This window comes from Caulobacter sp. FWC2, assembly GCF_002742625.1.
Taxonomy (GTDB): domain Bacteria; phylum Pseudomonadota; class Alphaproteobacteria; order Caulobacterales; family Caulobacteraceae; genus Caulobacter.
Map to the genome: position 1 here is coordinate 625,247 of NZ_PEBF01000001.1, position 11,937 is coordinate 637,183.

General features: G+C 67.0%; 13 protein-coding genes. 6 read left to right on the forward strand and 7 right to left on the reverse strand.

Annotation, left to right across the window (positions count from 1 at the left end):
* Window positions 1-6: 6 nt before the first annotated feature.
* Both CSW62_RS02990 and CSW62_RS02995 read right to left on the reverse strand, forming a co-directional pair.
* Window positions 7-945: an electron transfer flavoprotein subunit alpha/FixB family protein gene (locus tag CSW62_RS02990; protein WP_099575717.1), complete on the reverse strand. Its 939-nt coding sequence runs from the start codon at window positions 943-945 to the stop codon at window positions 7-9.
* Complete coding sequence (locus CSW62_RS02995) at window positions 945-1,691, reverse strand: electron transfer flavoprotein subunit beta/FixA family protein (RefSeq protein ID WP_099575718.1); 747 nt, start codon at window positions 1,689-1,691, stop codon at window positions 945-947. The genes CSW62_RS02990 and CSW62_RS02995 overlap by 1 nt, the downstream gene beginning before the upstream one ends.
* 207 nt (window positions 1,692-1,898) lie before the next feature.
* Here CSW62_RS02995 and CSW62_RS03000 point away from each other — a divergent pair, with 207 nt between their 5' ends.
* Entirely contained in the window at window positions 1,899-2,165 is a 267-nt protein-coding gene (locus CSW62_RS03000; protein WP_099575719.1) for a hypothetical protein, read from the forward strand.
* 3 nt (window positions 2,166-2,168) lie between these two features.
* Here the strand turns inward: CSW62_RS03000 and CSW62_RS03005 are convergent, their stop codons facing one another.
* Together CSW62_RS03005 and CSW62_RS03010 are read right to left on the reverse strand one after the other, a co-directional pair.
* On the reverse strand, window positions 2,169-2,747 hold the full coding sequence (locus CSW62_RS03005) for a cob(I)yrinic acid a,c-diamide adenosyltransferase (RefSeq protein ID WP_099575720.1): 579 nt from the start codon (window positions 2,745-2,747) through the stop codon (window positions 2,169-2,171).
* A 34-nt stretch (window positions 2,748-2,781) separates the two neighbouring features.
* Entirely contained in the window at window positions 2,782-2,988 is a 207-nt protein-coding gene (locus CSW62_RS03010) for a twin transmembrane helix small protein (protein WP_099575721.1), read from the reverse strand.
* Between the two features lie 379 nt (window positions 2,989-3,367).
* Between CSW62_RS03010 and CSW62_RS03015 the strand changes: the two genes are divergently transcribed.
* From CSW62_RS03015 to CSW62_RS03030, 4 genes are all read left to right on the forward strand, one after another.
* On the forward strand, window positions 3,368-3,598 hold the full coding sequence (locus CSW62_RS03015; protein ID WP_099575722.1) for a hypothetical protein: 231 nt from the start codon (window positions 3,368-3,370) through the stop codon (window positions 3,596-3,598).
* Window positions 3,595-4,242 carry a TetR/AcrR family transcriptional regulator gene (locus tag CSW62_RS03020; RefSeq protein WP_099575723.1) on the forward strand — a complete coding sequence of 216 codons (648 nt, stop codon included), beginning with the start codon at window positions 3,595-3,597 and terminating at the stop codon, window positions 4,240-4,242. Before CSW62_RS03015 ends, CSW62_RS03020 begins: the two co-directional genes overlap by 4 nt.
* Window positions 4,243-4,321: 79 nt before the next feature.
* The gene (locus tag CSW62_RS03025) at window positions 4,322-4,930 is read left to right on the forward strand and encodes a TetR/AcrR family transcriptional regulator (RefSeq protein WP_099575724.1); all 609 of its coding nucleotides are present in this window, start codon (window positions 4,322-4,324) and stop codon (window positions 4,928-4,930) included.
* A 74-nt stretch (window positions 4,931-5,004) separates the two neighbouring features.
* Window positions 5,005-5,379, forward strand: a complete 375-nt coding sequence (locus CSW62_RS03030; RefSeq protein WP_099575725.1) for a hypothetical protein — start codon at window positions 5,005-5,007, stop codon at window positions 5,377-5,379.
* 10 nt (window positions 5,380-5,389) lie between these two features.
* Here CSW62_RS03030 and CSW62_RS03035 read toward each other — a convergent pair whose 3' ends face one another.
* From CSW62_RS03035 to CSW62_RS03045, 3 genes are all read right to left on the reverse strand, one after another.
* Entirely contained in the window at window positions 5,390-7,576 is a 2,187-nt protein-coding gene (locus tag CSW62_RS03035) for an outer membrane beta-barrel family protein (RefSeq protein WP_143324323.1), read from the reverse strand.
* A gap of 242 nt (window positions 7,577-7,818) precedes the next feature.
* Entirely contained in the window at window positions 7,819-9,426 is a 1,608-nt protein-coding gene (locus CSW62_RS03040; protein WP_099575727.1) for a serine hydrolase, read from the reverse strand.
* Between the two features lie 68 nt (window positions 9,427-9,494).
* Window positions 9,495-11,183 (reverse strand): acyl-CoA dehydrogenase family protein, encoded by a 1,689-nt coding sequence (locus tag CSW62_RS03045; protein WP_099575728.1) that lies wholly within the window; start codon window positions 11,181-11,183, stop codon window positions 9,495-9,497.
* A 122-nt stretch (window positions 11,184-11,305) separates the two neighbouring features.
* On the opposite strand from CSW62_RS03045, the gene CSW62_RS03050 reads away from it, so the two are divergent.
* Window positions 11,306-11,932, forward strand: a complete 627-nt coding sequence (locus CSW62_RS03050) for a glutathione S-transferase family protein (protein WP_099575729.1) — start codon at window positions 11,306-11,308, stop codon at window positions 11,930-11,932.
* Window positions 11,933-11,937 lie beyond the last annotated feature (5 nt).

Sequence of the window (11,937 nt, forward strand, 5' to 3'; positions counted from 1 at the left end):
CTGGGCTTACTTGCCCGCCGCCGTCAGGGCGTCCATCAGTTCCGGCACCGCCGTCTTGTAGTCGGCCACGAGGCCGAAGTCGGCGACCTGGAAGATCGGCGCGTCGGCGTCCTTGTTGATCGCGACGATCACCTTGGAGTCCTTCATGCCGGCCAGGTGCTGGATGGCGCCCGAGATGCCGATGGCGACGTACAGCGCCGGGGCGACGACCTTGCCGGTCTGGCCGACCTGGTAGTCGTTCGGGGCGTAGCCCGCGTCGACGGCCGCGCGCGAGGCGCCGACGGCGGCGCCCAGCTTGTCGGCCAGGGGCTCGATCACGCGCTGGAACTCCTCGGCCGAGCCCATGGCGCGACCGCCCGAGACGACGATCTTGGCCGCGGCCAGTTCCGGACGATCCGATTTGACCATCTCTTCGCTGACGAAGCGGGTCGTGGCGTCGGCGCCGCCCACGGTTTCCACCGAGGCGCTGCCGCCTTCCGCCGCCGCCGCGAAGGCGGTCGGACGGACGGTGATCACCTTCTTGGCGTCGGACGACTGGACGGTCTCCAGCGCGTTGCCGGCGTAGATCGGGCGCGTGAAGGTGTCGGCCGAGACGACTTCGACAATGTCCGAGATCGGGGCGACGTCCAGCTTCGCCGCGACGCGCGGGGCGAAGTTCTTGCCGCCCGAGGTGGCCGGAACCAGGATCGCGTCGTAGTTGCCCGCCAGGGCCAGAACGGCGTCGGCCTGGGCTTCGGCGATGCCGTGACCCAGGGCGTCGGACTCGGCCAGCAGCACCTTGCGGACGCCGGCGATCTTGGCCGCTTGGTCGGCCACGCCCTTGGCGCCCGAACCCAGGACCAGAACGTCGACGTCGCCCGAGATCTTCAGGGCGGCGGTGACGGTTTTATGGGTGGCGTCGCGCAGGTGCGCGTTGTCGTTATCGGCGACGACGAGAACAGCCATTACAGCACCCCCGCGGTGTTGAGCTTGGAGACCAGATCGGCGGCGGTTTCGACCTTGATGCCGGCCGAGCGCTTGGCCGGCTCGGTGACCTTGACCACCTTCAGGCGCGGCGCGATGTCGACGCCGTAGTCGGCGACCGTCTTGGAGACGATCTCCTTCTTCTTGGCCTTCATGATGTTGGGCAGAGACGCGTAGCGCGGCTCGTTCAGGCGCAGGTCGGCGGTGATCACAGCCGGAAGATCGACGTCCAGGACCTGCAGGCCGCCGTCGACTTCGCGGGTGACCTTGGCGGTCGCGCCCGAAACCTCGATGGCCGAGGCGTAGGTCGCCTGCGGCCAGCCCAGCAGGGCCGACAGCATCTGGCCAACGGCGTTGTTGTCGCCGTCGATCGCCTGCTTGCCCATCAGAACCAGGTTCGGATTCTCTTCAGCCACGACGGCCGCCAGCAGCTTGGCCACGGCCAGCGGCTCGGGATCGGCGTCGGTGGTGATCAGAACGCCGCGATCGCCGCCCATGGCCAGGGCCGTGCGGATCGTTTCCTGAGCTTGCGCCGGACCGATGCTGACGATGACGACCTCGGTCGCCACGCCCTTTTCCTTGAGACGCACGGCTTCTTCGACCGCGATCTCGCAGAAGGGATTCATCGACATCTTGACGTTCGCAAGGTCGACACCGGTCTGGTCCGCCTTCACGCGGGCCTTGACGTTGTAATCGATAACCCGTTTGACCGGGACTAGGACCTTCATCGGTTTCCACCGCCTCCAGGCTGCTTTTTATCCATGCTTGGCCTCCGACTTACCGCTTCGGCGCCGCAATGCAAGTTTCCCTTTGCGTAAGCGTAATACGTAAAGTCGGGTATGGTTCAAACGGTTGTACGATTTCAAGCGCTTCGCGAGTCGCCCGCATCGGCTGAGCCAATTCCCTTACGTGCGGAAAGGCGCTAAGGGGCGCCCATGAACAAGACTTTCACGCGCCTGAAGTACATCTTCCTGGGCCTGTTCGTGCTGCTGAGCGGCGCCGCCCTGACCTACCACGTCGTGTGGGTGTGGCCGAAGGCGAAGTGCGAGGAGCAGGGCCGTCCCTGGGCCGGGAAGTGGATGAAGTGCGGGCGGGTCTATTCGATCGAGACCCTGACGCGCCGCCCGCTGAACGTGCCGCCGATCAATGGCGAGGCGCCTGCCGCGCCCGCGGCGACCCCGGCCGCTCCTGCAAAGAAGTAGGCGCTACCGCGTCGCGCCCGGCTTCCACAGGACGTCGGCGCGGCCCTTGTCGTTGCTCCAGCGCGCGGCGACGAACAGAAGATCCGACAGTCGGTTCAGGTACTTGATCGCCGGCTTTCCGACGATCTCGCCCTCGGTTTCCGACAGCGCCACGCAGGTGCGTTCAGCCCGGCGGCAGACGGTGCGCGCCACGTGCAGGGCGGCCGCCGCCGGCGACCCGGCGGGAAGCACGAACGAGGTCAAGGCCGACATCTCGCCGTTCAGCAGGTCGATCTCCTGCTCCAGCCGCTCGACCTGGCCTTCGAGGATACGCAGCGGCTCCCATTCGGGCTTGCCGTGCTGCTCTGGCGTGGCCAGGTCCGCGCCCAGGTCGAACAGGTCGTTCTGGATTCGCTCCAGCATGGCGTCGAGCGTCGGATCGGCGCTGGTGTGCTGCCTCGCAACGCCGATCGTGGCGTTGGTCTCGTCGACCCCGCCATAGGCTTCGACCCGCAGCGAGGCCTTGCTGACCGGCGCGCCGGTGGCCAGGCGCGTCGAGCCGCCGTCGCCGGTGCGGGTATAGATGCGATTGAGCGTGACCATTCGTCGCGGACTCCGTTTCGGCGAAGCAGCCTACCTACGCGCCGCCACGCCGCCACCAGAACGCGGCGGCCACCAGTACGATGATGGCGATGAACTGCAGCAACACCCGCAGTCGCATCAGTTTGTTGGAGTACGAACGGCCAAAGTCGCCGCCGCGAAACAGGGCGTAAAGCCCCGCGGCCAAGGCGAGCAGAACCGCCAATAGCGCGGCTGGGACGAGGAAATCGAACAGGTGGCTCATGGCCTCGGAGAATAGGGCGTTGCGTCAAGCCGCGCCATAGCGACCGTAGCCATAAGGGGGCGTCAGTTGGAAAGCGCGGGGCGGTCACCGCTGCGAACGGCGACTTGGTTCGATGACCTCGGTCCGTTGAGTCAATTCGGCGAACCTGTTCGTTGAGCGGATTTGTCGCAGTGACGCTTTGAGAGCGCTCCCATATCTATATCCCGCGCCCCTTGTTCGGCGATTTGAGTTCATTTTCGCGGTTGCAATGGTCTCCCCCTAGCGTTATTGCGCCCGCTTCCTATTTTTCAGTGCGCGTTCGTTGAACATGATCAACCTCCCCCACCGCGGATCGTTCAACGCTTTTCACTCACCCCAGCGGGGGTAGGAGTTAACTGCAATGGCCCAGAGCGCTCTGCTCTCGACCAACGCTGCGCTCTCCGCGTCCGATCGCGAAGATGCCCTGGCCGAAGTCCACCAACTGATCACTGACCTGCGCGACGCCGCGCAGGATGGCCGTCAACTGGCCCGTCGTTACGCCGACGTCCTTCAGAATGTCGTCGACGAGTACTGCATCGAATTCGAGAAGCGCGCCGAAGCGGCTCTCGCCCGCCTGGAGGCCGCCGCATGAGCTTTGTGTCCGTAAACATCGAGTCCGCCACCGACTCTCCGGTGAAGCTGACCCGCCGGGCCCTCGCCAAGCAGCGCACCCGTGAACGCGTCCTGGCTGCCGCCCGCAGCCTGTTCAGCGAGCGCGGCTACGAAGGCGCGACCATCCGGGATATCGCTCAGGCGGCCGGCATGTCGACCGGCGCCGTGTTCGCCAGCTTCGCCGACAAGTCGGAGCTGTTCGAAGAAATCCTGACCGCCGACTACGAAGTCATCTATGCCCAGATGACCCAGGCCTCGCGCAACGCCAAGACCGTCGACGAAGCCCTGCTGGGCCTGTTTGGCGTCGCCTACGGCTTCCACGTCGAGCAACTGCCGCTGCTGCGCGCCAGCATCGCGGTGTCCTGGACCCGGTCGGAAGCCGCCGAGCGCCGCGCGCGCGGCGACATCAAGCACCTGTTCCGTCTGATCGCCGACGCCCTGCAACGCGGCATCGACCAAGGCCAGCTGAAAAAAGATATCGACGCCAAGCTCTTGGCTGAGATGAGCTGGGACGTGTATGTCGCCAACTATCGCCGCGCCGTCTACGACGGCTGGTCGGTGGAAGCTCTGCTGGCGCGCCTTTCGGATCAACTGAAGGTCATCTTCGCGGGCGCTCGCGCCTGACGAACGAAACTGGGCGCTCCGTTCGGGGGAACGGAGCGCCTTTGTAACAGCGACGCTAGCGTGTTCGAGGGGGACGTGCGTGGGCGTAAGAACTGATCAGAAGGCGGCGACCCGGGAACGGGTGCTTGAAGCCGCCAGGGACCTCTTCAACGAGGTCGGCTACGACGAGACGACCATCCGCGCCATCGCTGAGCGCGCGGGGGTCTCCGTCGGGAGCGTCTTCACGACCTTCGCCTCCAAGGCCGAGGTGCTGAGCCATGTGATGGACCACCGACTGGCCGAGCTCTATGCCGAGTTCGACCGCGTGGTGCCGTTCCTGCGCGGCAGCACGGCCGACAAGCTGTGCTCGATCTTCGCCATCCACTACGAGTACGAGACCCGGCGGGTGAAGCTGTTCCTCGCCCACGTGGCGGCCTCGTACAATCCGAACAACGATCCGGGCGTCACGCCCTACGGGCGCAATCCGCGCCTGAACCAGATGCTGCTCGACGTGCTGGAAGAGGGCGTGCGCAAGGGCGAGGTTCGTCCCGATCTCGAGCTGCAGCTCATCGTCGACACCTTGAAGGCCTCATACGCCTGGAACTATCGCATGGCGGCAGCGGCGGGCGGAAACCTGCCGGCGGCCCAGATGTCGGCGGCGATGGACAAGCAGATCGGGGTGATCGCCGAGGGCTGGAAGCCGCGCTAGGACGCCGAAGATCCGCGCGCCGGGAACAGGGCCGCCCGTCAGGAATTGTTAACGCGCCAGCCAGGAGCGTCGGCATGCGCGTCCCCACCTCGTCCGCAGTTCTTTTCGCCGCCCTCGTGGTGGGTTTCGCGGTTCTCGCTGCGACGCCGGCCCTGGCCTGTTCGGCGCGGGCCATGGCGGGCGAGACCGTCTCCGGACCGGTGCTCGAGGTTCCCGCCGCCGGCGTGATCTGCGTCGCCTTGGGACCCAAGCCTTCCGACTGGGTGCTGGTGCGGCTGGACGGCGGGGCGTCGATCGACCGCAAGATCCTCATGGCCGCCGCCTTTTCCCGGCGCGTCGACTGCGTGATGAGCGCCGAGGACCGAGGCCGCTGCAGCCTCGACGGCGCCGATGTCGTGACCCTGGCCCAGACGCCCACGGTTCAGCAGGCCGCGATCAGCTGGCGCTGAACGTCTTCCCCTACTGAGGCCCCGCGCCTGGGTTCTGGAACTCGAAGCCTGGATCCTTGCGGCCCTTGCCGGTCCCGAAGGTCCAGGCCAGGGTGATGCGGATATTGCGGGCGTCGGGGTCACGGACCACCAGGCTCTTGAGCGCGGGTGTGTCGATCACCTGCTTGTCGCGGTAGAGGCCAAGGGCGTCCTGGACGGAGACCAGCAGGGACAGCTGCTCGCTGATCTTGCGGCGATAGCCCAGGTCGATCCCCGAGAAGGGCAGGGCGTAGCCTTGCGGCGTAAGGCGCTTGCCGACCAGGACGCCGTTGACCTGCAGGAGATCCTTGGGCGTGGCCTGCCAGCTCAGGCTGGCGCGGCCCTGGGCCGTCGTGCCCGTGCGCTTGTCGGTAAAGCCCAGGTTCGAGCCGTCGAGCTGCGCCCAGAACAGGGCGCCGCTGAGGTTGTAGGTCAGCTTGGGCGTCAGTTTGCCGTTCAGGACCAGTTCCAGGCCGCCGTTGCGGGTCTGGGCGACATTGGCCTTGGTGGTGACGAAGACGCCGCCGCCTTGATCCGTGACGACGTCGGTCACCACCTTGTCGTTCTCGCGGTAGAACAGGGTGGCCAGGGCCATCACCGGCGCCTTGCGGTACTGCCAGCCCAGCTCGAACGAGTGGGTCTGCTGCGGCTTCAGGTTCGGGTTGCCGATCCGGTAGTTCAGCGGGTCCAGCAGGAACGGCACGGGATTGAGGTCGAACGGGCCGGGGCGCTGCAGGCGTTCGCTGTAGCTGGCGGTCAGTTTCTGCTGGTCGTTCAGCTTGTAGGACAGGTGCAGGCTGGGCATCAGCCGGGTGGTGTCGTTGTCGGTCTTGCGGCCCGTCGAGGAGAGATCAAGCTTCGACTGCTCGTAGCGCAGGCCAGCGAGCATCGTCAGGTCGCCGAGCGGGCGCTCGTAGGTGACATAGGCCTGGGATAGCTGCTGCTCGTAGAAGAACCTGTTGGTCAGGCCCGGATCGACGGTGAGGCCGCCCAGCGACCCGCCGCGAAGGCCGACATTGTCGTAGACGTTGTCGTCGAACTGCAGATCAAAGCCCAGCTTCAGCGTCTGGCCCGGACCCATCGGTCGGACATAGTCGCCCTTGAGGTCGGTCTGGCGGGTGTCGTAGCCCAGCCGCTGCTGGTCGTAGGCGCTGGACGCCGACGGGACGGTCGCCAAGGTGTGGCCCGTCCGCGTGCGGTTGTCGTCGGTGACGTCGTAGCTGAGCCGCAGCGACAGCTCGTGGCCGTCGCCGTCGAACTTGCGGCGCAGGCTACTGACGATCGCCGCGTTCTCGCGTTTCTGGCGGATCGAGAGGTCGCGCCGATAGGCCTGGATGAGCGCTCCGGCGGCGTTCTCGCGCGTGGTGTCGGCCGTGCTGTCGACCGCCAGGTTGAAGCGTGACAGCCGCGCCTCGCCGCCGATCCGCAGCTTGTCGGAGACGTCGTAGTCGACCGTGCCCTGGCCGGTCAGGCTCTCGAACTCGAACGCGGAGGCGCCTTTGGTCTCGCTGTCGAGACTGGCCTGCTGGCGGCGCTCGTAGTCGGCCTGGTCGGCGGTGTCCTTGCGGTAGTTCAGGTCGCCCGACGCCGCCAGCTTGCCGCTGTTGTAGCCGATATTCCCGGACAGGCCGCCGCGGCCGTGGTCGCCGCCGGTCACGCGGATCGAGCTGGTGCGGCCCGAGCCCTTGGCCTTCTTGGTGATCAGGTTGATGACCCCGCCCGTGCCGTCGGCGCGGAACTCGGCCGAGGGGTTGGTGATCACCTCGACGCGGTCGATGCGCTCGGCCGGCATCTGCTGCAGCGCCTGACCGCGCCCGTCGCCGCTGAACAGGCCCGAGGGCTTGCCGTCGATCAGGATGGTGACGTTGGGATCGCCGCGCATACTGACATTGCCTTGCACGTCGACCTCCACGGAAGGGACGTTGCGCAGGGCGTCGGCGATGCCGCCCGACTGCGCGGCCAGATCGCCAGAGACGCTGTAGCTGCGACGGTCGATCGAGGTGCGCACCGTCGGAGCGTCGGCCGTGATGGTCACGGCGCTGACGCCATTGGCGCCGTCGGCGGGCTTGGCGGCTGAGGGCTTCGCGGTCGGCGCTTGAGAGGCGGGAGGTTGCGCGGCGGGAGAGGCCGCGGCGGCGGCTTGGGCGGCGAACGCGATCCAGACGATACCGACAGGCACTGCGAAATTCCCCCTTAGGTCGCGAGCGTCAACAACGGACCAGGCAGGGATACAGCCGTATTTCTGGGCCAACTACAACTGTAATTTCCGTAATGTGGCGGGCGCACGTGGATTTCCGGCGCCGAGAGTCCGGTGGTGGAAGCGCCGTGGCGTTTCGGTCCGCCGACGCCGGAGGATGTCGTCGCGCGGGTCGGCGAAGCTCTCAGCGGTGATGGTCCGTCCTGAAGCGGCCAGGGGGGCCTTTAGCCTTCCTTGGTCAGCCTCAGGTCCTGATAGTCGAAGCTGAAGTCGGCCAGCGGCGAGACCGCGCGCACCAGGGCCGAAACCACCTTGCCGTCCCTCAGGTCGAAGCTGAAGAAGGCGTCCTCCTGGGTGCGGTCGTCGAACACCGTCTTGAAGGTCTCGCCGTCGAAGACCTCCAGCTTGCCCTTGAGCAGCGGGGTCTTGTCGAAGGCCACGTGAAGGCCCTGGGTCTTGCCTTTCCCGACCATCTTGATCGTCACCGTGCCGTACCAGGGATCGCGATAGACGCCGGCATAGGCGGCCAGCGGCAGGCTGGGCTTGGCGCCCGACGAGGGCGTGGTGGCCTTGGCCGCGTCCCGGATCGTATCGGCGTCGGCCTGGGCCTGGACGCGCTTGGACGAGGCGATCCAGTCGAAATCGCTATGGCCTTGCAGGCGGTCCGGGCCGCCATAGCGCAGCGACCGCAGCACCGGGTTCTCCTCGGCGTTGGTCATCACCATGATGCCGGACTTCCGTCCCGGCAGCAGACCCGTATAGGAGATGAAGCCGGCCAGGCCCCCGGTGTGCCAAAGCAGCCGCTCGCCGCGATGGTCCTGCACGAACCAGCCCAGGGCGTAGGCCTGGATCGACGGACGCGCCGGGTTCTCCGTGGTCGGACCATCGCTTGAGCTGGTGATGGTCTGGGGCTTCCACATCTCCTTGGCCGAGGCCTCGCTCCACAGGCGTTTGCCATTGGGCGAGAGGCCAAGGCCCAGCTGGACCATCATCCATTGGGCAATGTCCTTGGGCGTGGAATTGACCCCGCCGGCCGGACCCGCCGCATCAAAACTGCCGTCGAACGGCAGGACGGTCTGGGGGCCGAGGCCCCGCACCGGCGGACCCAGGCGGCAGTGCGGCTCGGCCCGGTGGGCGCGGTCGACCAGGGCCGGGCTGGAGACGGTGTCGTTCATGGCCAGCGGCTGGAAGATCCGGGTCTGGATGACCTCTTCCCACTTCTGGCCGGTGACCGTCTCGATCAACGCGCCGGCGGCGACATAGAGGACGTTGTCATAGGCGTAGCCGCCCCGGAACTGCCCGCCGATCGGCAGGTACTTCAGCCCTGCCACGATGTCGGCGCGGGTGTGGGTGGGGGAGGGCCAGATCATCAGGTCGCCGGCGCCCAGGGTCAGGCCGCTGCGGTGGACGAGGAGGTCGCGGACGGTCATCAACTTGGTGACCACCGGATCGCTCATCTGGAACGACGGCATGTACTGGGTGACCGGCGCGTCCCAGGCCAGCTTGCCTTCCTCGACCAGCATGGCGATCAGGGCGGCGGTCATGGCCTTGGTGTTGGAGGCGATGCCGAAGGCGGTGTTCTCGTCGACCTTGTCGGGAGCCCCCAGGCGCTTGACGCCATAGCCCTTGGCCAGGGTGACCTTGCCGTTCTCGACCACCGTGACGCCCAGGCCCGGCTGGTCGGGGAAGGCCGCCATCACCTCCTGGGCGAACCTGTCGACCGCCGCGCCGACCGCGCCGGTGTCCTGGGCGAAGGCCCTGTTGCCGAACGCCGCCAGGCCGCCGGTGGCGAGAGCCGAGACAAGGGCGGTGCGGCGGGTCGTGGCGAGCATGGGCGGTCCTTCGGCGTGAGGCAGGCACGCTAAGCTGATGCTCGTGGAGGCGGCAAGGGTGCTAAGCCTCAGTTCCCAGCATCCAGCAGCCGGCGCGCGATCACCTGGGCCTGGATCTCGCCCGCGCCCTCGAAGATGTTGAGGATCCGCGCGTCGGCCAGCAGGCGGCTGGCCACATATTCCATGGCGAAGCCGTTGCCGCCGTGGATCTGCAAGGCGTTGTCCGCCGCCGCCCAGGCCACGCGCGCGGCGATCAGCTTGGCCATGCCGGCCTCGAGATCGCAGCGCTTGTCTTCGTCCTTCTGGCGGGCGGCGTAATAGGTCAACTGGCGCACACCCATGATCTCGGCGGCCATCATGGCCAGCTTGTTGTGCACGCGCGGGAAGTCGAAGATCGCCTGGCCGAACTGCTGGCGGTCCAGGGCGTAGCCGAGGCCGGTCTCCAGCGCGGCTTGCGCGACGCCCACGGCGCGGGCGGCGGTCTGGATGCGGGCGCTCTCGAAGGTGGCCATCAACTGTTTAAACCCATGGCCGGGCGCGCCGCCCAGCAGATTCTCCGCCGGCACCGTGAAGCCGTCGAAGCCCAGCTCGTATTCCTTCATGCCGCGATAGCCGATCACCCCGATCTCGCCGCCCGTCATGCCGTCGGCGGGGAAGGGGGCCTCGTCCGTGCCGCGCGGCTTGGGGGCCAGCAGCATCGAGAGGCCGCGATAGTCGGTGGTGGCCGGGTCGGTGCGCACCAGCAGGGTCATGACGTCGGCGCGGGCGGCGTGGGTGATCCAGGTCTTGTTGCCGGTCACGACGTAGTTCCCGCCATCCAGCACGGCGCGGGTGCGCAGGGCGCCGAGGTCAGAGCCCGTGTTCGGCTCGGTGAAGACGGCCGTCGGCAGGATCTCGGCGCTGGCGATCTTCGGCAGCCAGTATTCCTTTTGAGCGTCGGTGCCGCCGGTCAGGATCAGTTCGCCGGCGATCTCCGAGCGGGTTGCCAGCGAGCCGACGCCGATCCAGGCGCGCGACAGCTCTTCGGAGACCACGCACATGGCGGTCTTGCCCATGCCGCTGCCGCCATATTCCTCGGGGATGGTCAGGCCGAACACGCCCAGCGCGCCAAGCTCTTCCACCAGCTCGATCGGGATCAGCTCGTCTTTCAGGTGCCACTCGTGGGCGAAGGGGGTGACCTTTTCCTCGGCGAAGGCGTGGAACTGGTCGCGGATCATCTCGAAGGTTTCCTCGAGGCCCGTCTGCTCCAGCGTCGGGCGACCGCGCGCCTCGGCCAGGCGCTGGGCGATGCGGGTCTTCACGGCCTGGGTGCCGCCCTCGACCATCAGCTTCATCAGGCCGTTGGAATAGAGCCGGTTCAGCACCGCGCGGTCCTCGACCAGATGGGCTGGGCGGACGATCTCGCCCTGGTTCATCGGCACGCCGCCCACTAGTTGGGCGCAGTATTCGGAGAACAGCAGCTGGGCCAGCAGGGCCTCGATCTCGCCGAAACGACCTTCGTCTTGTAGCCGCTCGGCCCAGCCGGCGACCTGGTTCAGCAGCTCGGCATAGGCGGCGTACCAGCCGTAGCCGTGGACGCGGTGCTGGTGGAGGTCGGCCAGCTTGCGGTCGATCTTGCCCCCCTCAGGCGCGATGTGGGCCAGTACGGCGGGCTTGGCCTCGGCCACGAAAAGCTGGGCCGCGTCGGCGGCCTCGCGCAGAAGGCCGGTCAATCCCGGGAGGACCAGGGTCTCGGTCAGGCTTGCCGTGTGCGTCATGCTTGCTCCCCTCGGCCAAACAAGTGTTCTTGGGCCAAACAGTTGTTTTCTTTTACTGTGGCTCCTTTCGCATCTGCGAGCAATGCCGCAGTGCAGCGCAAAATCACGAATAGGGAAGAAGCATGCTCACGGTTCACCATCTCAACGAGTCGCGGTCGCAGCGGATCCTGTGGCTGCTGGAGGAACTGAACCTCCCCTACGAGATCGTCTTCCACACCCGCGATCCCAAGACCCGCCTGGCGCCGCCGTCGCTGACCGCCATCCATCCGCTGGGCAAGTCGCCGGTGATCGTGGACGGAGATCTCACCATCATCGAGTCCGGCGCGATCATCGACTATGTCATCCGCCGCCATGCTGAGGGTCGCCTGGCCCCCGATCCGGCCAGCGCCGACTACGACCGCTACCAGCAGTGGCTGCACTATGCCGAGGGCTCGGCCATGCTGCCGCTGATGCTCAACATGTATGTCGGCCGCCTGGGCGAGGCCGGCGCGCCGCTGCACCCGCGCATCCAGGGCGAGATCGCCAACCACCTGGCGTTCGTCGACCAGCATCTGGCCGGGCGCGAGTTCTTCGTTGGCGAAGCCCTGACCGGCGCCGACATCCAGATGAGCTTCGTGCCCGAGGTCGCCAAGGCCATGGGCAAGCTGCCGGAATACCCGCACATGGCGGCCTGGATCGAGCGGATGCACGCGCGGCCGGCCTGGAAGGCGGCGCTGGACAAGAGCGGACCCTACGCCTTGGGGGCTTAAGCCGA